The sequence below is a fragment of the Pseudarthrobacter sp. S9 genome, assembly GCF_050156545.1.
In the GTDB taxonomy this organism is placed as follows: Bacteria; Actinomycetota; Actinomycetes; order Actinomycetales; family Micrococcaceae; genus Arthrobacter.
On sequence record NZ_CP189578.1, the window covers coordinates 12118 to 33456 of the forward strand.

Annotated in this window: 20 protein-coding genes and 3 pseudogenes; 14 read left to right on the forward strand and 9 right to left on the reverse strand. The window is 61.9% G+C overall.

Features of this window, described 5'->3' with window-relative positions:
- The first annotated feature begins 11 nt into the window (after window positions 1–11).
- The 3 genes from ACQCSY_RS24225 to ACQCSY_RS24235 all read left to right on the forward strand — a co-directional run bounded on the left by ACQCSY_RS24225 (window position 12) and on the right by ACQCSY_RS24235 (window position 3806).
- A complete protein-coding gene (locus ACQCSY_RS24225; protein ID WP_427136674.1) occupies window positions 12–1775 on the forward strand; it encodes a hypothetical protein in 1764 nt (587 codons plus the stop codon).
- A 529-nt stretch (window positions 1776–2304) separates the two neighbouring features.
- Window positions 2305–3246 carry a ParA family protein gene (locus ACQCSY_RS24230; RefSeq protein WP_427136675.1) on the forward strand — a complete coding sequence of 314 codons (942 nt, stop codon included), beginning with the start codon at window positions 2305–2307 and terminating at the stop codon, window positions 3244–3246.
- On the forward strand, window positions 3243–3806 hold the full coding sequence (locus ACQCSY_RS24235) for a hypothetical protein (RefSeq protein ID WP_427136676.1): 564 nt from the start codon (window positions 3243–3245) through the stop codon (window positions 3804–3806). The genes ACQCSY_RS24230 and ACQCSY_RS24235 overlap by 4 nt, the downstream gene beginning before the upstream one ends.
- A gap of 737 nt (window positions 3807–4543) precedes the next feature.
- Here the strand turns inward: ACQCSY_RS24235 and ACQCSY_RS24240 are convergent.
- Genes ACQCSY_RS24240 through ACQCSY_RS24250 form a run of 3 tightly spaced genes read right to left on the reverse strand, consistent with a single transcriptional unit; the run spans window position 4544 to window position 5828 of the window.
- A complete protein-coding gene (locus ACQCSY_RS24240) occupies window positions 4544–4987 on the reverse strand; it encodes an SRPBCC family protein (protein ID WP_427136677.1) in 444 nt (147 codons plus the stop codon).
- A 41-nt stretch (window positions 4988–5028) separates the two neighbouring features.
- Entirely contained in the window at window positions 5029–5367 is a 339-nt protein-coding gene (locus tag ACQCSY_RS24245) for an ArsR/SmtB family transcription factor (RefSeq protein WP_427136678.1), read from the reverse strand.
- Window positions 5364–5828, reverse strand: coding sequence for an SRPBCC domain-containing protein (locus ACQCSY_RS24250; RefSeq protein ID WP_427136679.1), 465 nt, complete (start codon window positions 5826–5828; stop codon window positions 5364–5366). Before ACQCSY_RS24250 ends, ACQCSY_RS24245 begins: the two co-directional genes overlap by 4 nt.
- 400 nt (window positions 5829–6228) lie before the next feature.
- Between ACQCSY_RS24250 and ACQCSY_RS24255 the strand changes: the two genes are divergently transcribed.
- Window positions 6229–6366: a hypothetical protein gene (locus ACQCSY_RS24255; protein WP_427136680.1), complete on the forward strand. Its 138-nt coding sequence runs from the start codon at window positions 6229–6231 to the stop codon at window positions 6364–6366.
- Between the two features lie 142 nt (window positions 6367–6508).
- Window positions 6509–7978, forward strand: a complete 1470-nt coding sequence (locus ACQCSY_RS24260) for a mannitol dehydrogenase family protein (RefSeq protein ID WP_427136681.1) — start codon at window positions 6509–6511, stop codon at window positions 7976–7978.
- A 130-nt stretch (window positions 7979–8108) separates the two neighbouring features.
- Here the strand turns inward: ACQCSY_RS24260 and xylB are convergent, their stop codons facing one another.
- Complete coding sequence (gene xylB, locus ACQCSY_RS24265) at window positions 8109–9506, reverse strand: xylulokinase (RefSeq protein WP_427136682.1); 1398 nt, start codon at window positions 9504–9506, stop codon at window positions 8109–8111.
- The gene (locus ACQCSY_RS24270; RefSeq protein ID WP_427019284.1) at window positions 9503–10453 is read right to left on the reverse strand and encodes a sugar-binding transcriptional regulator; all 951 of its coding nucleotides are present in this window, start codon (window positions 10451–10453) and stop codon (window positions 9503–9505) included. The genes xylB and ACQCSY_RS24270 overlap by 4 nt, the downstream gene beginning before the upstream one ends.
- Before the next feature lie 217 nt (window positions 10454–10670).
- On the opposite strand from ACQCSY_RS24270, the gene ACQCSY_RS24275 reads away from it, so the two are divergent.
- From ACQCSY_RS24275 to tal, 7 genes and pseudogenes are all read left to right on the forward strand, one after another.
- A complete protein-coding gene (locus ACQCSY_RS24275; RefSeq protein ID WP_427136693.1) occupies window positions 10671–11996 on the forward strand; it encodes an ABC transporter substrate-binding protein in 1326 nt (441 codons plus the stop codon).
- 104 nt (window positions 11997–12100) lie between these two features.
- Entirely contained in the window at window positions 12101–13063 is a 963-nt protein-coding gene (locus ACQCSY_RS24280) for a carbohydrate ABC transporter permease (RefSeq protein ID WP_427019285.1), read from the forward strand.
- The gene (locus ACQCSY_RS24285) at window positions 13060–13950 is read left to right on the forward strand and encodes a carbohydrate ABC transporter permease (RefSeq protein WP_427019286.1); all 891 of its coding nucleotides are present in this window, start codon (window positions 13060–13062) and stop codon (window positions 13948–13950) included. The genes ACQCSY_RS24280 and ACQCSY_RS24285 overlap by 4 nt, the downstream gene beginning before the upstream one ends.
- A 36-nt stretch (window positions 13951–13986) precedes the next feature.
- The gene (locus tag ACQCSY_RS24290) at window positions 13987–14118 is read left to right on the forward strand and encodes a hypothetical protein (protein WP_427019287.1); all 132 of its coding nucleotides are present in this window, start codon (window positions 13987–13989) and stop codon (window positions 14116–14118) included.
- Window positions 14119–14220: 102 nt separating this feature from the next.
- Window positions 14221–15486 carry an FAD-binding protein gene (locus tag ACQCSY_RS24295; protein ID WP_427136322.1) on the forward strand — a complete coding sequence of 422 codons (1266 nt, stop codon included), beginning with the start codon at window positions 14221–14223 and terminating at the stop codon, window positions 15484–15486.
- Window positions 15487–15534: 48 nt separating this feature from the next.
- Window positions 15535–15765 (forward strand): annotated as a pseudogene (locus ACQCSY_RS24300) (transketolase-like TK C-terminal-containing protein); the annotation flags it as partial.
- Window positions 15766–15792: 27 nt separating this feature from the next.
- Window positions 15793–16920 carry a transaldolase gene (tal, locus tag ACQCSY_RS24305; RefSeq protein ID WP_427136683.1) on the forward strand — a complete coding sequence of 376 codons (1128 nt, stop codon included), beginning with the start codon at window positions 15793–15795 and terminating at the stop codon, window positions 16918–16920.
- Window positions 16921–17107: 187 nt separating this feature from the next.
- Here tal and ACQCSY_RS24310 read toward each other — a convergent pair.
- Window positions 17108–17269, reverse strand: a pseudogene (locus ACQCSY_RS24310) (helix-turn-helix domain-containing protein); the annotation flags it as partial.
- On the opposite strand from ACQCSY_RS24310, the gene ACQCSY_RS24315 reads away from it, so the two are divergent.
- On the forward strand, window positions 17244–17888 hold the full coding sequence (locus ACQCSY_RS24315; RefSeq protein WP_427136684.1) for an AGE family epimerase/isomerase: 645 nt from the start codon (window positions 17244–17246) through the stop codon (window positions 17886–17888). The pseudogene ACQCSY_RS24310 and the gene ACQCSY_RS24315 overlap by 26 nt on opposite strands.
- On the forward strand, window positions 17888–18529 hold the full coding sequence (locus ACQCSY_RS24320) for a nucleoside/nucleotide kinase family protein (RefSeq protein WP_427136685.1): 642 nt from the start codon (window positions 17888–17890) through the stop codon (window positions 18527–18529). The genes ACQCSY_RS24315 and ACQCSY_RS24320 overlap by 1 nt, the downstream gene beginning before the upstream one ends.
- 259 nt (window positions 18530–18788) lie before the next feature.
- On the opposite strand, the pseudogene ACQCSY_RS24325 reads toward ACQCSY_RS24320, so the two are convergent.
- The 3 genes and pseudogenes from ACQCSY_RS24325 to ACQCSY_RS24335 all read right to left on the reverse strand — a co-directional run.
- Window positions 18789–18995 (reverse strand): annotated as a pseudogene (locus ACQCSY_RS24325) (IS630 family transposase); the annotation flags it as partial.
- Between the two features lie 436 nt (window positions 18996–19431).
- Window positions 19432–20583 carry a helix-turn-helix domain-containing protein gene (locus tag ACQCSY_RS24330; protein ID WP_427136686.1) on the reverse strand — a complete coding sequence of 384 codons (1152 nt, stop codon included), beginning with the start codon at window positions 20581–20583 and terminating at the stop codon, window positions 19432–19434.
- On the reverse strand, window positions 20561–21280 hold the full coding sequence (locus ACQCSY_RS24335; RefSeq protein ID WP_427136687.1) for a hypothetical protein: 720 nt from the start codon (window positions 21278–21280) through the stop codon (window positions 20561–20563). The genes ACQCSY_RS24330 and ACQCSY_RS24335 overlap by 23 nt, the downstream gene beginning before the upstream one ends.
- Between the last annotated feature and the right edge of the window lie 59 nt (window positions 21281–21339).

Genomic DNA, 21339 nt, shown 5'->3' on the forward strand with positions numbered 1-21339 from the left:
TTCTTGCGCCTTTGATTGCGGGAGCGCCGTCCTACCGGACGGGCCGGTGGATCGGCGGACGGTTCCAATACCCGCGGCCGCAGAACCCGCCCAGCATTACCGGGGCGCTTCCTTCCCTGCCCGCGGCTGTCATGGTTCACGGCGTCGATGGCTCCGTGGCCACCCTCTGCCTGGACCTGGACACCTCCAAAGCACTCCAGGGCGTGGTGGACGCCGACGCTGCGCGCCTTGGCCTTTTGCTGGATTCGTGCGGTCTCCGCTACGTCGAGGACCACTCTCCCAGCGGCGGCCGGCACCTCTACATACCCCTGGTGGAGCGGCTGGACGGATCAGTCGCACGGGAACTGGTAGAAGCCATGGCGCTCCTGGCTCCGAGTCTTGACCCGAGTCCGCACCAGAACATCACGGATGGCTGTATCCGTGTTCCAGGGTCCGTGCATAAGTCCGGTGGCCATCAGATCCTGACCACACCCCTGACCAGCGCCTACGAGGTCCTGCGCCGGCGGAACCCCGCCCAGGCTGTCGCCAAGCTCCGGCGGACCTTGGCACCGGAACTGCGCCGCGCCCGCGAGCTCAAGACGCGCACAGCAAACATGGCCGTCCGCGCAACAACGCTTCCCTCAGTCTCTGCCGCCACGCTCACCGGGAGCCAGTCCCCGCTGCGGGTGCTGGCCAGTACCGGCCTGTACGACACCGCCAGGTACAAGAGCCCGTCCGAGGCCCGCATGGCCGTGCTGAACCACTTCGCCGCCTGCGGCTGGACCCTCGAACAGGTACAGCGCGAACTCACCGGGCAGTTCCCCGGCCTCGCTGCCCTCTACGGCCCCCAGGCAAAGCAGGACCGGCTGCTCCACACGGAATGGGCAAAGGCCTCCGCATGGGTCCAGAAACCAGGGCCCCCGTCACGGGGGACGAAGACTGCGTTTATTAACAACACAAGCCCCACTCAACCCACAGGGGGGGCAGTAATCCTCCGCAGCAAAGCTGGAATCCACCAGCTCGTAAACGATCTGGAAAACGTTCTCTACGCTGTCCTCGATCACCGGCTCAAAGAACATGGCCGTGAAGGCATCAGCCTTCGGCTGATGCTCCGATCCCTTTTGGGTTACATGCGTGCAAAGGAAACCGATCTGCTGGACGTTGGCTGTCGCACTCTGGCAGTGGCACTGGGCAAGCACCACGTAACGATTGCCCGGCTGTTGCCCGTGCTGGCACAGGCTTCCGACGGTATCCTGACCAAAGTCGCAGACGCCCGGGGCAAGTCCGCCGATGCCTATCTGATCCAACTCCCTGAGCACTACCGCCAGTTGGCGCGGGACCTTACCTGGCGCAAGGGAAAAATCCACGGCATCCGGCCCGTCTTCCGTGCCCTCGGAGACCCCGCAGCCCTCGTCTACGAAGCCATCGAACGGGCCCGGCACTCCCTCACCGGTGCAGAAATCATCCGGAACACCGGCATCAGCCGGTCCGGCGTCGAAACAGCCCTGACCGACATGACAGGTCTTGGCATGATCCACCGCGACGGCCGCCACTGGAAAATCACCGCGACCGCAAACCTCACCGCGATCGCCACACGCCTGGGCGTCATGGACGATGTCGCCGCGCACATCACCCGCAACAGAAAAGAACGTGCAGCCTGGCACGCCTGGCTGGACCGCCACACGACGCACGCTCTCGCCACGCACGAGATCTACGACCACGACACCGAACACCATTGGATTCCCCCTACCGACGAGGAAACCGAGACCCAGGGCATGCTCTGGCACGCAGCCTGAACGCCCCGACGAACTGGCAGCAGCCTCTGACGGGATCCCGACGAAGGTTGCCCAGTGCCGGGGCCGGCAGCGCCGACACATACCTGGTCCGGCTCCCCCGGAACAGCACCAGAGGCTGGCTCGGGAACTGACCTTGCGGAAAGGGAAAATCCACGGGCATCCACCCACCGGTATTCCGGGCACTGGGCACCCATAGGCGAAGCAATGTTCCTTATGGCTTGAGCTAGTGCCATAACTCATGTTGTAACGCAAGCCATAAGGATGGTTGGTGTTCCCGTAGGAAAGTAGGCCATAGAGCAGTACTCACGTAATGCGGGGAGCACCCATAGGTGAAGCAATGTACCTTATGGCTTGAGCTAGTGCCATAACTCATGTTATAACGCAAGCCATAAGGATGGTTGGTGTTCCCGTAGGAAAGCAGGCCAGAAGACACGCCTTACGTAATGCGGGTTTAACTCTAGGAATGCCAATAGGTTTAGAGGCGGGATAGTAAGCGTTGAAACAACTAGGAAGTCAGATAGGGACCACAATGGCTCGCTCCTTAGAGGCACCGGCTAAGCAAAAAATTCACCAAACGAAGGCAATAGAGAGGCTCGTTAGCTTTGCGAACGGCAAAGGTGGTGTCGGTAAGACGACTACGGCTGCTAACGTCGGCGGCTACGCGGCGCTGGCGGGAGCGAGAGTGCTCTTGGTCGATCTTGACCCCCAGGGCGACCTCGCGCGTGATCTTGGCTATGAACGCCAAAGTGGGCAGGAGCTTTTCAACGCATTGATTGCCGGAACGGCCCCTGCAATTCTCAAGAACATCCGCGAGAATTTGGATGTCATACCGGGAGGCCAGGCGCTAGAAGACATCCAGGGGCTAATGGTGTCCAGGGCCAATAGAAGCGATGCTGGCGACTTCGGTGACCTTCTCTACGCGGTCCTTGAACCGCTTGCAGACGACTACGACCTCATCTTGGTGGATACGCCGCCGGGGGAGAGGACTCTCGTCGAAGGTGCGTTCGCCATATCCAGTGCAGTCGTAATCCCGACTAGATCTGATGAGGCAAGCATTGACGGGGTAGAGAGAGTTGCCCGCCGGTTTCTGGCTGTTAGGGACAGGAACCCAGCCCTGCAGCTTGCCGGGGTGGTCTTGTTCGGTGTCGGACCTCGGTCCATGCGGCTTGAACGGAGTGTGAGGGAGAGCTTGAAGGAAATGCTGGGATCAGTCGCTCCCGTTTTCGACACCAGGATCCGTAATTTGGAGAGCGCCAGCGCTGACGCGCGCAAGAAGGGACTCCTTTTCCACGAACTCGAGGGCGCGGTCACGGAGGCTCAAAAGGACCGGCTTCGGGCCCTGCGATCAGGTCAGAAGCCTTCCGACGGTTTCTTTTCACGCAACGCTGCCGGGCTGGCTGAGGAATTCGAGCAGCTGACCGGAGAAATCCTCACGCGGCTCAACGAGATTGAAGGCGGTGATCGCCGATGAACGCCGACCGTCCGAGTCTTGAGGCGGCCTTCGCTCCTGCTTCAGGCCGGGGTTCAGGGCTGCAGGGTCTCCTTCCCCCCAAACGCAGCAAGGTCCAGGACCTTCAGCCTGAGGTCAGGAAGGTCAGCGACCCCCGGCAGCCGGCTGTGGAGACGGCGTCGAGTGACAAGCCTGCCGGTGACAAGACCAAAGCCTCCGACACGGTGCCGGGTGCGGCCCGGAATATCGGAGTGTATTTGCCACCGGAACTGCTGAAAAGGGTGAAGGCCAGCGTCCGGGAGCGGGATACGACATATACCGACCTCCTGGTTGAGGCTTTTGATACGATCGCGGACTCAACCATCTCAGCGAGATTTTCGCCTGTGGCGGTCAGCGCGGGTTCGGGTATGCCGCGGCGCATGAGGCGGATCCGCGGATCCGCCGGTATCCAGATTCAGTTGCGGCTGGACGATCGTCAGGTCGAATGGCTGGATGAGAAGGTCGTCTCTCTTAGGGCGCCGTCGCGCAGCGGGTTGGTTTCAGCGGTTTTCGATCTGTACCTGCAGGGTTCAGCTGGCTGAGGTCAATCGTCCGGGAGACCGGCCGGCAGATGACAGGAAGCCAGGTCAGTCGGATGGACACAAGGTTGTGGGCAGGTGGGGCCCGGAGGCTGAGCTCAAAGCTTTCCACACCCCGTGCGCTGCCATCGTGCACAGCCAATGGGGAGTGACTCCATTCCTCTCCGCCCTGCCGTCGGCTGGGCCAGAACGCTGACCAACGGCAGGGTCGAACACCCGCGGTCCATCTGAACCGCAACCTCGTCATATCGTTAGCGTTTCTCAAGAAGCGGGACTACAGAACCGCCAACCCAAGACGCGATTTAACCGCCATTCCTCGCTGACAGTCACACGACGCGCCGGCACCAAACCGTCCACAACCCGTCTCACTACAGGTCGGCGGCGGTGCACAACTCGTAAAGCCCCTCGTTCCTCCGCGAACACTCAACCCGTTTTTCAGCCCCTCCCGAGGGGCGCTACACATGGTTTGGGGACTCGGCGCAGCCCGGGAGGCCTACCACTCTCATCCACTCGATAGCTATACAAGAGCGTTGTAGCGTTTAGTTGCGAAGGCCCGCCTGTCCCCCATAGGCGGGCTTTCGTTGTACCCCGGGGCTGCCGGGAGCCATCATCCAGTCAGGCCGGCCTTGCCGGAACGGGGCAAACTGTCATATTCACCGCGGCGGCGCGCCAGCACCCACCGGCTCCTATCGGTCGCACCGGTTCCTCCCTCCGATGCCGGGTTCGCCTGGACGGCGCCCTCAGTGCCAGTCGGAGATCTTGAGGTCGTACGGCTCGGGTGCGCCGGTGCCCGTCTCGACGAGTTGCTTTAGGCTCACCAGGAACGTCGCCCACTTTGTGCTGCAGTGGTACATGAACTCGACGGGCTCCCTCCAACCCCTGTGGGCGAACAGGACGATCGCGTAGTCGCCTTCCTGTTTGAGGTCCCACCGCACCGTCGTACCGATCCATTCGGCGGGCCCGTCGGTGACTTCCCAGAGCACGCTCTCGGCGGGATTCAACTCGAGCACCTTCATGTCGAAGCCGCCAGGCTCGAACCGGAACTCCAGGGCCCCTCCGACCTCGGCCCGGCCCTTTGTGTCGGTCGCCCACCAGCCCGACAGGCCTTCGAGCGTGGTCAGGGCCGCGTACACGTCATCCACTGACGCCGACTTCATCCCGACTCTATGGAGTATGTCCACCATGTCGATTCCTCGTCTCCTATATTGCTTGTTTTTGGAATGGTTTACTTTTCCTGGCCGCGCTGAATCGCTTCGGCGATCCGCTTGATGCGCCGCAGGCGGGCGTCCCAGGTCGCCCCGACGTCCGCTAGTTGGGCGGCCGCGCGGGCGAGCTGGGCCTCGTCAACCTGGTAGCGCTTCTCGCGCCCGGAAGGCGTGACATGAACCAGGCCGACGCGATCCAGGACCACCAAGTGCTTCGAGACGGCCTGACGCGTCACCGGCAATCGCTCACTGAGAGTAGTGGCCGTGCCGGCGCCCTCGGCGAGCAAGAGGTCGAGCATCCGGCGTCGGGTGGGGTCCCCGATCGCGGACCACAGGTCGTCGTCGACGGCGACGCTCATGGCGTCGACACCAACCTGTTGATGTAGTTGCCGAGGCTGGGCACGAAGATGTCCCAGCCCCTCACGTGGTCGGCGTATGCCGCTTCGAGAACCGCGATCTCCCATCCCTTCTCTCGGAAGCCGGTCTCTTTCAGTCGGACCACCGTGCCCGTGCCGGACGGCACGAGCTCGAAGGTCACCAGCAACGAGTTCGTAGGGGTCGCCACGGCTGCGCCCTCGTAGACCCACTGGAACGAGAACAAGCGAGGCGGTTCTGCGTCGACAACCGTGAGCGGCTGGATATGCGGCTCCGCTGTATCCCTCCCCCACGCGATCTCGGCGACTGCGCCCGGGGTCGCCGATAAATCGGTCTCCGCACCGTTCCACCACTCCCTGATGTGCTCTGGACTGCTGATTACCTCGAAGACGATCTCAGGCGACGCGTCGACGTAGATCTCTCGCTCGATGCTTCCGAATTCCATGAGCTTCCCGCTTTCTGCAACGTTTGGTTGCAGATCAACATATCTCAGGATTCCTCCCTACGCAACCATTGGTTGCTTATATCGTTTGAAGCCTGAAGCCAGTGTCACACCGACCCATCCGAGAGCCGGCCGGGTAACGAACCGCCGGCGGCCTGCCCCAAGAAGCGTGCCCGTATGCCGGTCCCCCACAGGCGCAAGCGCAACCAAAATTCTCCGGACTAAAAATCTGTCATTTTCCGAAGGCGGCTGCACGAATGTCAGAAGTCGTGTGCACAGACCGTTTTCTTCAGCAGTGGTCAGGACGGAACCGCTAGCAGAAAAAGACTTAGGAGACCCGACGATGAGCGTCCAGTGCGTGAACCATCAGTGCGCGGTTCGAGCGACTATAAGTCCTGACAACATGGTTTCCCGTCTGCCGGTGCTGCAGGACGGATTCGTCGAGGTGGGCGAGCGGCGCGAGGAAGGGCTGGAGACGATCTTCGAAGTGGCCGCGGGTCCGACCCACCCGGTGAACCGGGGCCGCTGGGCTGTCCTCTGAAGCGGACGGTCCAGCCTTCAAAACGCGGTGGGCCGGGGAGCGGGCGGTAGGCCGGAATCAGAATCGGGTCGCTCAGTTGAGCCCAAATATCCCGCTCACATGATATTCTCGGTAAAAATCCCTTAGACCTGAGGATGAATTCATGCAACCGCTCAATGACGAAACATTGCATTCCTTCGAGGCCCCGCTGCAGGTTCCAGGCTATGACCGCTCGGCCCTGAGCGCCGGAATCGTCCATTTCGGTGTCGGCGGGTTCCACCGCGCCCATCAGGCGATGTATCTGGACCGTCTGATGAATGAAGGCCTGGCGCAGGACTGGGCGATTTGCGGCGTCGGTGTGCTGCCCTCCGACGCACGGATGAAGCAGGTCATGAAAGACCAGGACTGCCTTTACACGCTGGTGATCAAAAATCCCGACGGCAGCCGCCAGGGCCGCGTCATCGGTTCCATCGTCGATTATCTGTTTGCGCCCGATGACCCCGATGCCGTCATCGAACGGATGGCCTCGGAACAGATCCGGATCGTTTCGTTGACTGTCACGGAGGGCGGTTACAACTTCCACCACGTCACGGGGGAGTTTGATGCGGAAAATCCGGACGTTGTGCACGATCTGGCCCATCCCCGGGAACCCGTGACAACTTTCGGCCTTATTACCGAGGCGCTGGCCCGGCGCCGGGAACGCGGACTGCAGCCCTTTACGATCATGTCGTGTGACAACATCCAGGGCAACGGCGATGTTGCACGGAAGATGTTCACTTCGTTTGCTGCTCTTCGTGACCCGGAGCTGGGACAGTGGGTGGCGTCCCGCGTTGCCTTCCCGAATTGCATGGTGGACCGGATCACGCCCGTCACCACCGATGAGGACCGTGAATCCATCGCGGAACAGTTCGGTGTCGTCGACGCGTGGCCGGTGGTCTGCGAGCCGTTCGAACAGTGGGTGCTTGAGGATCACTTTGTGCTGGGGCGCCCGCCCTACGAGAGTGCCGGTGTTCAGCTTGTCGAGGACGTGGAACCCTACGAGCTGATGAAGCTGCGCCTGCTGAATGCCAGCCACCAGGGCCAGTGCTATTTCGGGTACCTGGCCGGGTACCGGTACGCCCATGAGGTGTGTCAGGACGAACGCTACACACGCTTCTTGCTCGCCTATATGGACAAGGAGGCGACGCCGACGCTGTCCCCGGTGCCCGGTATCGACCTGGACAGTTACAAGCATCAGTTGATTGAGCGCTTCGCCAACGAATATGTGCGCGACACCCTGGCCCGGCTCTGCGCGGAGAGCTCGGACCGGATCCCGAAGTGGTTGCTGCCCGTTGTCAGGGAAAACCTGCTTAGCGGCGGGGAAATTGCGCGGTCGGCTGCCATTGTGGCCAGCTGGGCGCGCTACGCGGAGGGCCGGGACGAAGCGGGAGAGCCGATCACCATTGTGGACCGGCTCAGCGAACCGCTCCGTGCCGCGGCGGCCCGGCATCCCGAGGACAAACTCGCGTTCATCGCGGACCGGGAATTGTTCGGAGACCTCATTGACGAGCCAAGGTTCGTCGAGGCGTACGTCAGCGCCCTTGACTCGCTCCACGAGCGGGGCGCCACGGCCACGGTTGAAGCCCTTATCTGAGCTTATGCGCCGGAGCCCGGGAGGCTCAACACAGGCAGGGACACCGTTCACCATGAACGGTGTCCCTGCCTGTGTTGGCCTTCATCCGGTCGTGGGATTGTCCCGTCGGGCTCCCCGGCCAGGCTGGAGGCTAGACGCCGTAGATGGATTTCCGGGCGTCGATGTGGCGACCGCGGACCTCTGCGCCCCATCCTTCCTCGGGTTCGTAGCAGGCGTCGATGCTGCGTTTCCAGTCCGGGTTTTCGCCCAGGAGCGTCCAGGCCGCCTGGCGGGCCGCGCCGAGCGCGACGTACTCACCGGTTGCGGGGACTTCGACCGGCACCCCGAAGACGGACGCTGCGGCCTTCCGGAGGGAACGGGACTTGGCGCCTCCGCCGACCAGCACCACAGTCCGGATATCAACGCCGAGTGCACGGAGGGCTTCGAGGCCGTCCGCCAGTGAATTCAGGACCCCCAGGACCGAGGCCCGGGCAATATTCTCCGGATTCATGTTGCCCCGGGTCAGGCCGGTGAGTGTGCCGCGTGCCTCCGGCAGGTTGGGCGTGCGTTCGCCGTCGAGGTAGGGCAGCAGGGTCAGCCCGGCTGCGCCGGCGTCTCCGGCCGAGGCCAGATTGTCCAGGCCCGGTAAATCCACCTGCAGCATGCCGGCCGTGGCCGCCAGGACCCTGGCGGCGTTCAATGTGGCCAGGAGCGGCAGGTGTCCGCCCGCGGCGTCGGCGAAACCCGCGACGGCGCCGCTGGGATCGCGCGTCGGCTGCGCGCTGGAGGCAAAAACGGTGCCGGATGTGCCGATGGACACAACGACTTCCCCCGGCCTGATTCCCAGTCCCAGGGCCGCGGCGGCGTTGTCGCCGGCGCCGGGTGCCAGCAGAGCGTCCGGCAGGCCCCAGCCCGGCAGGATGCGACCGGCCTGTTCGTGGGGCCCGAGCACCGGAGGCAGTTCGGGGACGCGGCCGAAGTATCGTTCCACAAGGTCGGTCCGGTACTCGTTCGTGACGGCGGAGAAGTAAGCGGTCCCGGACGCGTCGCTGCGGTCGGTGCTGAATTGTCCGCTCAGTGCATGGTTCAGCCAGTCGTGCGGCAGCACGACACGGTGGACCTGTTCTGCGGCGGCCCGTTCGTGCCGGGCGAGCCAGGCCAGTTTGGTCAGCGTGAAGGACGCGACGGGCACGACATTGACTGCGTCGACCCAGGCGGCCCCGCCCAGATCCTCCCGCATCTCCCGGGCTTCCGGGGCGCTGCGCACATCGTTCCATAAGAGGGCATCGTAAACGGGCTCGTCGGCACTGTTCAGCGCGACCATCCCGTGTTGCTGGCCCCCCACGCCGACGGCGCGCACATCCTGAAACTCCGCTGCACGGGCACCGGCCCAGGCAGTCCGCAGCGCATCGACCCAGAGGTGCGGGTCGACGGCGGTGCCATCCGGGTGCCCGGCGGCCGAGGCGGAGACGATGTCCCCGGTCTCGGCCTCGACGACCAGGACCTTGCAGGACTGGGTCGAGGAATCAATGCCGATGGTTTTCGTCATTTCCTGTACTTTCCGGTCGGTTCTTTGACAAGTTCGGCTGCCAGGGCATCATCGATGATCATCGTGGTGACGAACCCGGCCCTGGCCGCGGCGCGGACAGCAGGGGCGAGCTGGGCGGTTCGGGCCACCGCGATGACCTCCGGAGTTCTTTTGAGCTGCTCCAGCGTCACCGCAATGACCCGGCTGTCCAGATCCGTTTTCACTGCGTTGCCGTCGCCGTCAAAGAGGCGGCCGGAGCATTCGGCGATGGCTCCTGCTTCGGCGGCGGCAGCCCGGTCCAGGTTGCCGACGCGGTTCCAGACCGTCGAGGAGTTCGAATTCCATCTGCCGAGGGCCACCAGGGCGATATCCAGGGTGTCGGCCTTCGCCAGGGCACCCGCGATCTCCGGGGTGCGTCTTAATCCCGCGGCCGTGGCGGCGTCTTCGACGACGAGCGGCGCCCACACGGGCCAGGTCCGCCCGCCGGACAGCCTGCCCAGTTTATGGATCAGTTCAAACGAGTTGCCGCTTCCGGCGACGGGCAGGGCGCCGGCGAGCTGGACGATGTCGCATCGGGGCAGCCGGTCGACAAGTGTGGCCATCGCGTCAAGGGTCCGGGACCAGGAAATGCCGACCGTCGCACCCTCGCGCACGATGCTGCTGAGCACATCAGCGGCGGCCTGGGCCTGCACCTCCCGCCCGATGAGCGGGTCGTGATCGCTGCGGGTGATGACAACGCGGCGTAGGCCCAGCAGGTCCTGCAGTGCTTCAGCGCTGACGCCGTTCCGGGACTCCGGAGCCATGATTTCTATTCTGACGATCCCGGATTCCCGGGCCTCATCGAGCATACGTGCTACCTGGAAACGGGAGAGCCCGTGTTCTTCCGCTATTTCAACCTTGGACTTTCCCTCGAGGTAATGGGCCCGCCCGATGGCCGCCAGCAGCTCATCTCGGTGGGGAACTGCCATGTCTGAACCTCTCGGTGTATAACGAATGAGAATTACTACTTGCTCAATTGAGTATATATGACTAGAGTCACTTAACACATGAGCATGAAGATGTCGCTCATATGTGCACCTTGGTGCAGGGAACCGGATCTCTCCGGGGTCACCCTCACGGGAAACCAGATATGTATCATCCATGGAGGAAATGGTGTTGACGCGAAGAGGCGTGAATCGTCTGACGATGGCCGCTGCGGCGGGACTCGCAGGTGTGCTGGTATTGAGTGCGTGCGGCGGGGCCGGAGGATCGGGCGCGTCCGCGAAGGAAGTCAACGTGCTGATGGTGAATAATCCGCAGATGGTCGATCTGCAGAAGCTGACGGCGGATAATTTCACCAAACAGACCGGGATCAAGGTCAATTACACGGTCCTGCCCGAGAACGACGTCCGGGCCAAGATCAGCCAGGAATTTTCCAGCCAGGCCGGCCAGTACGATGTGGCCACGATCAGTAACTACGAGGTCCCCACGTTCGCGAAGAACGGCTGGCTGTCTGCCCTGGATAACACGGTGGCGAAGTCCGCTGATTTCAACCAGTCCGACATTCTTCCCGCGATGACCAAGGCCCTGACAGCGGCTGACGGCAAACTGTATGCCGAACCGTTCTATGGGGAGTCTTCCTTCCTGATGTACCGCAAGGACGTGTTTGCCCAGAAGGGCCTGACGATGCCCGCGCAGCCGACCTGGCAGCAGGTTGCCGATCTCGCGGCCCAGGCGGATGGCGCCCAGCCGGGCATGAAGGGGATCTGCCTGCGCGGCCAGCCCGGGTGGGGGCAGGTGTTCGCCCCGTTGACCACGGTGGTCAACACCTTCGGCGGCACCTGGTTCGATAAGGACTGGAACGCGAAGGTCAATGCTCCCGAATTCGTCAAGGCCACCCAGTTCTACGTTGACCTGGTGAACGCCCACGGCGAGGCCGGGGCCCCGCAGGCAGGGTTCACGGAATGCCTGAACAACCTTTCCCAGGGCAAGGCGGCCATGTGGTACGACGCCACGTCGGCGGCCGGGTCCCTGGAGGCCAAGGACTCGCCGGTGGCAGGCAAGATCGGCTACGTGGCAGCACCGGTGGACCAGACCAAGAGCTCCGGTTGGCTGTATACCTGGGCGTGGGCCATCGAAAGGGCCGGCAAACACCAGGACGAGGCCGGCAAATTCATCGAGTGGGCCTCGGGCAAACAATACGAGGAGCTCGTTGGCCAGCAGCTGGGCTGGTCCCGGGTACCGGCGGGCAAGCGGGCCTCCACCTACCAGAACGCCGATTACCAAAAGAGCGCGGAGCCGTTCTACAAGCAGACCGAAGACGCGATCAAGAGCGTGGATCCGACCAACCCCGGGGTCCAGCCCCGACCCGCTCCGGGCATCCAGTTCGTGGCCATCGCCGAATTCGCGGACATGGCAACCCAGGTCTCCCAGGAGGTTACCAGCGCCATTGCCGGTAAGCAGACGGTCCAGCAGGCCCTGGACAAAGGGCAGCAACTGGCCCAAAAGGTAGCGGACAAGTACAAGAAGTAACCGGACCGGGGCCGCGGAGCACGCTCCGCGGCCCCGGCCATCTACCGCAAACCCTTCGGCACAGGTGCATCATGGCACCCGAACCGGAACTAAGGAGACCAGTCATGACCGCAGCCACGGGCTTTGCCCGCCGCCGCCCGCTTCAAAGCCAGGCGCCGAAACAAAAACCGTCCGCCCGGGAGAAGGCAAGCGCCTGGGCCCACCGGATCCCCCTGCTTCCTGCCCTGCTCTTCCTGATCGTGGTAACACAACTTCCCTTCGTGATCACGATCATCATTTCCTTCATTAACTGGAATGCCCTCTTCCCCGACGACGTCCGATTCGGCGGGCTGGACAATTACGTCAACGTGTTCACGAACGAATCACTTCGCAATGCCGTGCTGACCACGATTATCCTCACGGTCGCCGTGGTTCTGGTCAGTCTCGTTCTCGGGCTGTGCATTGCGCTGCTTCTGGACCGCAGTTTCTGGGGGCGGGGGTTCGTGCGGACCATCATGATCACACCGTTCCTGATTGTCCCCGTCGCGGCCGCGCTGGTATGGAAACATGCCCTGTTCAACCCGGAATTCGGGTTGCTCAACGGGATCCTCAACGGGATCTGGGGGGTCTTCGGGGGTCAGGCGCCGCAGCCGGACTGGATTACCATGCAACCGCTGGTCGCCGTCGAGATAGACCTGATCTGGCAGTGGACACCGTTCATGATGCTCATTCTTCTGGCGGGTCTGCAGAGCCGGCCCCTGGATATCATCGAAGCCGCACGCATCGACGGTGCCAGTACCTGGCAGATTTTCAAATTCATGACGCTTCCGCACATGCGCCGGTACCTGGAACTGGCCGCGCTGCTGGGGTCCATCTATATCGTGCAGAACTTCGATGCGGTCTTCACCATCACTTCCGGAGGGCTTGGGACCGCCAACCTGCCTTACACCATTTACCAGCTGTTTTTCCAGGCGCACGACTACGGGGAGGCTTCCGCCGCCGGTGTCATCATCGTCATCGGGTCCCTGTTGCTGGCAACTTATGCCCTCAGGACCGTTTCCAGCCTGCTGAAGGAGGAAAACAAATGAGTACCGTTTCCACGAGCAAACCCCGCGGGGTAACGCCGGCGTCTTCGGGAGCCGGCAAACGCCGGCGGTCCGCCGCGACCGGCCTGCTGGGCCTGCTGGCCTGGGTCACCGGGCTGTTATTCGTCGCCCCGGCCGCCTGGATGGTTCTGACCTCCTTCCACGGCGAAACAGATGCGGCGACCAACCCCCCATCGCTCTTCGCGCCCCTGACCCTGGCCGGCTACGAAAACTTCCTGGGTGCCGGCAGCGGCGCCTCACCGTTGGCGCCCATGCTCAACTCGGTCATGGCGAGCGTGATATCCACGGTTCTGGTGCTGGCCCTGGCAATGCCGGCTGCGTACGCCCTGTCGATCCGGCCCGTCAAAAAATGGTCCGACGTGATGTTCTTCTTCCTGTCGACCAAAATGCTTCCCGTCGTGGCCGGCCTGCTCCCGATCTACCTCATCGCACAGGCCACAGGACTGCTGGACAGCATTCTTCTGCTCGTCATCCTTTACACGTCCATGAACCTGCCCATCGCGGTGTGGATGATGCGCTCGTTCCTCAGCGAAGTCCCCAAAGAGATCCTGGAGGCCGCTGCGATCGACGGGGCCGGCCTGCCAACCATCTTCCGCACGGTCATCATCCCCATCTCGGGACCGGGCATCGCCGCCACCGCGCTGATCTGCTTCATCTTCAGCTGGAACGAACTGCTCTTCGCCAACGTCCTGACCAGCACCGCCGCCACCACGGCACCGGTATTTCTGACCAGCTTCATCACCAGCCAGGGACTCTTCCTCGCCAAAGTCTGCGCCGCATCCGTCGCCATCTCCCTGCCCGTGCTGATCGCGGGATTCGCGGCCCAGGACAAACTCGTCCAGGGACTCTCCCTCGGCGCCGTCAAATAACATCGCCACCACCCTCCCCGGGACAGGATTGCCCGCATGAGCACTCTCACGCAACAACCGGCGCCGCCGCCGACAACGGTGCGCGCTTCGCTTCTCCAACGGCAAGGCAAGACCAGCCTCAAAACCGTTGACGTGCCGCGCGCGGAAGACGACCCCGCTCTGCCCTGAAGCCCTGAGGCCGTCAGCAGCCAGCGGCTCGCGGCGGTGAATAAGCAAGCGCAGATTTCTGCACCAAATACCTTCATTTCAAGCTAGGCAAGGACGCGGACCGTGAGTGAAGAACGTAACTGGGCAGGCAATTACAGTTACAGGGCTCAGACTATCCACCGCCCGGGCACCGTTGAACAGGTTCAGGAACTGGTGGCCGGGGCCGCGAAAATCCGCGCCCTCGGCTCACGCCACTCATTCAACGACATTGCCGACTCCGCCGGGGCGCTAATCTCGCTGGAAAACCTCAACCCTGCCATCTCCGTCGACGCTGCAGCGAGCTCCGTCACCGTGAACGGCGGGATGAAGTACGGAACCCTGGCGGCGGAACTGCAGGGCCAGGGGTTTGCCCTGCACAACTTGGCGTCCCTTCCGCATATCTCCGTCGCCGGCGCCATCGCCACAGCCACGCATGGTTCCGGGGACCGCAACGGCAACCTGGCCACCGCGGTATCCGCCCTGGAGATCGTGACTGCCAGCGGAGAAATTCTCACAGTCTCCCGCAGCAGCACACCGGACTTTGCCGGGATGGTGGTCGGGCTCGGTGCACTGGGCATCGTCACCAGGGTCACACTGGACATTGAACCAACATTCGACGTGCGGCAGGACGTGTTCGAAAACCTGCCGTGGTCCCAGGTTTTGGAAAACTTCGACGATGTGACCTCCAGCGCCTACAGCGTCAGCCTGTTCACGGACTGGCGCGGCGACACCGTCGGGCAGGCCTGGTTGAAGAGCCGGATAGCCGACGGCGAGGTTCCTCTGAGAGGCCGGTCGGAGTTCTTCGGCGGAACGCCAGCCACCGAGGCCCGACACATCTTGCCCGGCGTCTCTGCTGATAGCTGCACCCAGCAACTCGGGGTTCCGGGTCCCTGGTCCGACCGGTTGGCGCACTTCCGGATGGCGTTCACGCCTAGCAGCGGCGAGGAGCTGCAGAGCGAATACATTGTCCCCCGGCAACATGCTGTGGAGGCCATCGAGGGCATGCGCGCCCTCTCCGATCAGATCTCCCCGCTGCTGCAGGTGGCTGAAATCCGAACCATGGCCGCCGATGACCTGTGGCTCAGCCCCAACTACCAGCAGGCCGGGATCGGGCTGCACTTGACCTGGAAGCAGGAACAAAAGGCTGTGGAGAAGCTGCTACCGCTGATTCAGGGCAAGCTGGCCCCCTTCGCTGCCCGCCCGCACTGGGGAAAGCTGTTCCACGCCGAAGCCGCGGCCCTTGAACCCCTATACGCCAGGCTCGGGGACTTCCAGTCTCTGGCCGAGCGGCTGGACCCGAAGCACAAGTTCCGCAATGACTTCCTGGCCCGCAACATCTTCGGCGCCTGAATAAGAGGCCCATTGCACGGGAAGCGACACCATACACGCTCAACGAACAACGCCGCCTACCGCGAGCAGGTCCTGCCCGCCGCGGTCAAGGCCAGGGTCTCGGTCGAGGCCGGAATCGCCCAGGGCTGGCGGGAATGTGTCGGGGATGCCGGACGCTCGGTGTCCTTGCAGCACTTCGGCGCCTCCGCGGACTACAAACGCCTGTTCCAGGAATTCGGCATCACCGCGGACGCTGTGGTCGGCGCCGCCAAAGACTCACTCGCAGCAGCAACCGCATAGCGGGAACGACAGTAAGGACAGAGCATCATGACAAATTCAACGCCCACCTCCCGACTTTCCCAGGCCGGGGTCTCCATCTGGCTGGACGACCTCTCCCGGGAACGGCTGACCTCCGGCAGCCTGCAAAAGCTCATCGATGAAAAGAACGTCGTCGGCGTCACCACCAACCCGAGCATCTTCGAAGCGGCCATCACTAAGGGTGAGGCCTACAAGGAGCAGCTGGCCGCACTTGCCGGCCGCGGCGCCGACGCCGCAACGGCCGTATTCGAAATAACCACCGAGGATGTGACCAACGGCTGCGATCTGTTCGCGCCCATCGCCGCAGCAACCCAGGGCGTTGATGGCCGGGTCTCCATCGAGGTTGACCCGCACCTTGCCAGAGACACCGCGGGCACCATCGAAAACGCCAAGAAGCTCGCCGCAAAGGTCAACCGGGACAACGTCCACGTCAAAATCCCCGCCACGGTGGAGGGACTCGAGGCCATCTCCGCGACGCTGGCTGAAGGCATCAGCGTCAACGTGACCCTGATCTTCTCGCTGGAACGCTACCGCGCCGTCATCAATGCGTTCATGAACGGCCTGGAGAAAGCCAAGGACAACGGCCACAATCTGTCCAGGATCCATTCGGTCGCGTCCTTCTTCGTATCCCGCGTGGACACCGAAATCGACAAGCGCCTGGATGCTCTGGGAACGGATGAGGCAAAGGCCCTCAAGGGTAAGGCAGGCCTCGCGAATGCCCGCCTCGCCTACCAGATGTACGAAGAGCAGTTCTCCTCCGAGCGCTGGTACGAGCTGGCTCACGCCGGCGCCCATCCGCAGCGTCCGCTCTGGGCATCCACCGGCGTCAAAGACCCGGCCTACCCGGACACCATGTACGTGACCGAACTCGTCGCCCCCGGCGTCGTGAACACCATGCCGAAGAAGACCCTGGACGCCACCTTCGATCACGGCGTGGTCTCCGGCGACACAATCACCGACAGCTACGACGAGGCGAACACGGTCCTGAACGACCTCAAACAGCTCGGCGTGTCCTACAAGGACGTCGTCGCCCAGCTGGAAACCGAGGGCCTGGACAAGTTCGTCGCCAGCTGGAACGAACTCCTGGACCACGTTCAGGAAGCCCTGAATGCAGCGGCAGCCGGGATTAAGGCCTAACGTGAAAGTAGAAGGTGATCAGGCTAGGGTCAGCTGCGCATGATGGGGGCATCAGCCGCTTCAGATTCGTTTCCTCCCGGCGCTCCGTCGCCGATTCGGTGCACTCCTTTACTCAAAGGTCGTCCTGGATCAAGCCGTCACGGTGGTCCTGAATGAGATTGACATCGACACCAGGTGGAGGTTCGGCTTACCTGGCGGCGTGTGAGAGTACTTTGGACCCGTCCGGACGTAGTTCACCCGTGGGTGATACGTGGCGGTACAGGGTCTGCCTGGTAATTCCCAATTCTTTGCAGAGATCGCCGACCTTGGTGCCGGGTTGTCCCATGGATGCCTTGGCCAGGCGGACTTTGAATGTACGCGCGCGCTCAGCGAAATGGTGGCTGAATGAACACTATGGCCAGGATTGGACGCCCCTGCCCGAATTCAATGTTGATAATCCTCGGGATGAGTTCCACCCGTACGGAATGACAATTGGGCACCTGTTTGAGTGGAGCCGACTCCTTCTCGAACTTGAGTCGACGTTTGAACAGCCCCCGTTAAGGCTAAGGGAAGCCGCTTCGGGCCTTTACGAAACGGCCGTGAAGTATGGATGGGCCATAGACGGTGCCGACGGCTTCCTGTACACAGTTGCGTGGGACGGCCGGCCGGTCATTCGTGATCGCCCGCATTGGGTCACGGCAGAAGCGATTTCCGCTGCCGCAACATGGGCCAACCTTACCGGTGAGGCTCGGTATGCGAATCAACTACAATCCTGGACGACGTACGCACAATCCCATTTCGTCGACAAGGAGCACGGCAGTTGGCATCACCTTCTCGACCATGACAACCGCCCGAGCTACACAATGTGGTCCGGAAAGCCAGATATATACCACGCCCTGCAAGCCGTCCTCCTCCCCGATCTACCGATTGCTGAGAGCACAGTGCGCGCCGTCATCAACCTCCAGACAGAACGGAATGAAAGCCGCTGATGAGTCACGACATTAACTCCCTCGCACAAAGGATCCAGCAGCTCTCCTCCGGATCCCAGGGCCGAACCGTGGTCGGCATCGTTGGTCCGCCCGGAGCAGGGAAGTCAACACTGGCTGAAGCTCTCGCTATCCGGACAGGTGCCGTATGGCTCCCGATGGACGGGTACCACCTCTCCAACGAACAGCTGCATGCCTTGGGTCGCCGCGAACGAAAGGGAGCTCCCGATACCTTTGATGCCAAGGGATTCACACACCTGCTCGAACGCATTAGGGCCCGTCCAGACGAAGAAATCTTCGCTCCGCGGTTCGATCGAACGATTGAGGAGTCTATAGCAGCCGAGATCCGGATCGGGCCCGAAGACCGAATCGTGATAGTTGAGGGAAATTATCTCCTCCTGGATACCTCAGGCTGGGAGGGCATCCGCCCGCTGCTTCACGAATGCTGGTATGTAGATCCTCCCTCCTTGCTGAGGTCGTCCCGGTTGGTCTCACGCCACCGCGAATTTGGAAAAACATTGGAAGGGGCTACGGCATGGGTCAGCGCAGTCGATTCAGGTAACGCGGCAATTGTGGAGGCGACCAAGTACAAAGCCGACCTGGTCATCTCCGACTGGGGCAGCGCTCAAGTTGATCGTCCGTAATCGGCTCAACAAGCGATCCAAGGATACCCAAGGCAGGAAACTGCCAAGCCGTCGGCCGATCCAAACACGGAACGCATGTAGGCGTAAGTGACCCGACCTGTCGGGCTAAAGAATGCCATCCACTGACCGGGGTACCCGCGGACGCCAAGACATTCACTTGGGGGCGCTTGAGAAAACGGAGCTCAGAGTACGGTAGGGCTGATTTTCTGGGTCCGTTGGCGTACTTTGTGCTCCGTTTTCCTTTCGCTAGTGGTGTGTCTCAGTTTTGCTTAACGGCTTCGAGTGCGACACGGCCGCGGGCTACTTTTTCGAGGATTGAGTCCGCGGTCGCGGTCCAGACCAGGGGCTTGGGCTCGTTGTTGTGGGAGGCGAGGTAGTCCTCGATCGCTGCGATCAGATCCGGTACGGAGTGGAAGGCGCCGCGCCGCAGGGCCTTGTCGGTCAGCTCGCGGAACCACCGTGTAACTTTTAGTTGGAAATGGCGGTTTTCTTTCAGTCTCAAATGGCGGGTCCGGACCGCCACCCGCAAAGCCATCTGCCGTGCCATACGGGAATACCTGCCTCGACGTCAGCAAAAACCGCCATGCTCAACTGTGAATTAACCGCCAAACGAAGTTAACAGTCACAACCAGCATGGGCTTGATCCTCCATCATTTATACGGCCGATTACGTGACAACTAGATTCGGACCAGTAGCGATTCACAACCTGTCACTTAACCCGTAACTTATAGTAGGTCACGCAAAGGGCGCCCAGTCGGTGTTACCTGACACATGTTCACTTGGCGTGCCCGGTCGATGAGATTCTTCGTGACACCCTCCGCAGTGTCAGCCTGGTATAGGTCAAACCAGCCAAGCTACTTGTCACCTAGGGTCAGCTATAGGAGTACTGGGCCTGACTGGCCTCAGTGCCCTTCCGCGTTTCGGTCGTTGCGTTGAGCTGAATTGAATAGTGAGATGACGTTGGAGGTTTTTTGGTTTGCCGGCTGCTCAGCTGGTTCGTCTTCCTCCCTGGCCCCTGGGGCCCATTGTCTGAGGAATTGTGGTGGAACCCCGAGGGCATGGGAAGCCTTCATATAGGGACTGCGCCCGAAGCTTTTGGTGATCATCTGACGGAGGAGAAGAGGAGCTTCGGGGGCCACCTCGACTGGCTCAACCTTGCGCCAGCCCTTATATGAGACTTGCACCATGAGCGACTTGCGACGGCTGTCAGATATCAGTCCCAAGTTGTGTGCACGAGTTATGAGAGCTGCGATCGACAATCCCCACTGAGCTTTTAGGACCAAATAGCCGTTCAACGCGAGATGTTCCGACACAGACTGTCGCATCTCCTCAGCTGGAATCAGTAGTGCTCCCGCGAAGCGATGGGCTTCGCGTTCCTTGATCTTGTCGAGCACAAAGGGCCGATGCGCGTGCAGGACCAGATGGCCCAGCTCATGGGCTTTGGTGAAACGCTCCCGGTCTCCGGTTTTACCGGCCACGTAGGCTATTACGGGCCGCCGGGGCACCTGTGTCGGCCGAGATGCGCCATCATGCCCGCCGAGGAGGTCCTCTTCGGCGTCGGTGATTGGTGCAACGGCGATGCCGTGACGCTCCATGGATCTGGTCAAATTCAGGATTGGGTCGTGTGGCTCCAGACCAAGGGCAGAACGCGTTTCTCCTGCCAGCCGCTCGATGTCATCACCGGAGATATCTCCCTCTGCGACCGGGAGCTTCGGGACGGGGAATTGAACGAGCTCGCCGAGCCGGAGGGCTAGCCGTTCGACTTCGTTGAATCGCGCAATGGCGCCGTCCCGGCTGGCAGCCGATGTGGTTGCCAGTTTTCGGAAGGTGATTTCCTCGAAAGGCGTCGTTGCCGGCACCTCGAAAAAGGCTGTAGGTGTCTTTGTAGCTTGAGCTACAGTTTCGACTGCGGCGTCGGTAACAGCACGCTCGCCGCGTTCCATTAGGGATATGTGCGACTGGCTGATGCCGGTCAGAGTTGAAAGGGCGGTCTGATTCAGGCCGAGTAGATGCCGGAGGGCGATGAGGCGGTTACCCCGTTGCTCCTTCTCCATCGTTTGTCCTCTCATCTTTGTGGATCGTCATGAACAAGTCTTCTTCGTGGTCCTCGCCGACGAATCGCAGTTCTTCGAACGCTGTACGCGTGGGGGCCAGCTCCAAGCAGAAGTCGGTGGCAACCTGGCCACCGTACTTCCCCTCCGCAATCGGACGTACCACGCGGAGGTCGAAGACGCCGTCTTCTCCGGGGGACCACAAGAGCAACAGCGTATGGACCGGCGGCCCAAAAAGGGGATCCTGGGGGAAGTCCAGCATGGGAGCATTTCGCCAATACGCCCGGCGTTGGCGGTTATGTCCCGCATTGGGGACCGAGCGCTTAGGTGGTCGGCCGTCCTTGAGGACGCGGAGCACAACGTCCTCTGCCTGGTTGGTGAGACTGAGCTGCCCGGTCATGTTGGGATTACCCGTGACTTTCCACTCAGTCAGCCCTTCCGAGCTCAGATGCTCTCTGACGCCGAGGCGCATATATCCGGACTTGAGCCAGGACATATGGCCAACATTCTTGTAAGGCGGGAGGTGACGGGTGGCGTCTTCCTCGGCCCTAAAAAAGGCTTCGTGGAGCGGTTCTGTCAGGGGAAGCAGCTCCCCGTGGAGATAGGTTGCGAGTGCATGGTCTCCGGATGTCATATACGAACCCCTTTCAGTTCCATGCAATATTATGACATAGAAAATTAACAGCGCGTTCCGGCTCATTTACAGTGAGTTCCTCTGCTTGAACGCGCTCGGCATCTATGCCGGGGGGGGATCTCCCA

Bases quoted from the DNA above. Each gene is read 5' to 3' on its own strand.
- ACQCSY_RS24285 (WP_427019286.1), top strand. From the start codon at position 13,060: ATGAGTACCGTTTCCACGAGCAAACCCCGCGGGGTAACGCCGGCGTCT.
- ACQCSY_RS24315 (WP_427136684.1), top strand. From the start codon at position 17,244: ATGGATGCCTTGGCCAGGCGGACTTTGAATGTACGCGCGCGCTCAGCG.
- ACQCSY_RS24320 (WP_427136685.1), top strand. From the start codon at position 17,888: ATGAGTCACGACATTAACTCCCTCGCACAAAGGATCCAGCAGCTCTCC.
- ACQCSY_RS24230 (WP_427136675.1), top strand. From the start codon at position 2,305: ATGGCTCGCTCCTTAGAGGCACCGGCTAAGCAAAAAATTCACCAAACG.
- xylB (WP_427136682.1), bottom strand. From the start codon at position 9,506: ATGACGAAAACCATCGGCATTGATTCCTCGACCCAGTCCTGCAAGGTC.
- ACQCSY_RS24280 (WP_427019285.1), top strand. From the start codon at position 12,101: ATGACCGCAGCCACGGGCTTTGCCCGCCGCCGCCCGCTTCAAAGCCAG.
- ACQCSY_RS24255 (WP_427136680.1), top strand. From the start codon at position 6,229: ATGGTTTCCCGTCTGCCGGTGCTGCAGGACGGATTCGTCGAGGTGGGC.
- tal (WP_427136683.1), top strand. From the start codon at position 15,793: ATGACAAATTCAACGCCCACCTCCCGACTTTCCCAGGCCGGGGTCTCC.
- ACQCSY_RS24335 (WP_427136687.1), bottom strand. From the start codon at position 21,280: ATGAGCCGGAACGCGCTGTTAATTTTCTATGTCATAATATTGCATGGA.
- ACQCSY_RS24290 (WP_427019287.1), top strand. From the start codon at position 13,987: ATGAGCACTCTCACGCAACAACCGGCGCCGCCGCCGACAACGGTGCGC.
- ACQCSY_RS24270 (WP_427019284.1), bottom strand. From the start codon at position 10,453: ATGGCAGTTCCCCACCGAGATGAGCTGCTGGCGGCCATCGGGCGGGCC.
- ACQCSY_RS24240 (WP_427136677.1), bottom strand. From the start codon at position 4,987: ATGGTGGACATACTCCATAGAGTCGGGATGAAGTCGGCGTCAGTGGAT.
- ACQCSY_RS24260 (WP_427136681.1), top strand. From the start codon at position 6,509: ATGCAACCGCTCAATGACGAAACATTGCATTCCTTCGAGGCCCCGCTG.
- ACQCSY_RS24275 (WP_427136693.1), top strand. From the start codon at position 10,671: ATGGCCGCTGCGGCGGGACTCGCAGGTGTGCTGGTATTGAGTGCGTGC.
- ACQCSY_RS24250 (WP_427136679.1), bottom strand. From the start codon at position 5,828: ATGGAATTCGGAAGCATCGAGCGAGAGATCTACGTCGACGCGTCGCCT.
- ACQCSY_RS24330 (WP_427136686.1), bottom strand. From the start codon at position 20,583: ATGGAGAAGGAGCAACGGGGTAACCGCCTCATCGCCCTCCGGCATCTA.
- ACQCSY_RS24245 (WP_427136678.1), bottom strand. From the start codon at position 5,367: ATGAGCGTCGCCGTCGACGACGACCTGTGGTCCGCGATCGGGGACCCC.
- ACQCSY_RS24235 (WP_427136676.1), top strand. From the start codon at position 3,243: ATGAACGCCGACCGTCCGAGTCTTGAGGCGGCCTTCGCTCCTGCTTCA.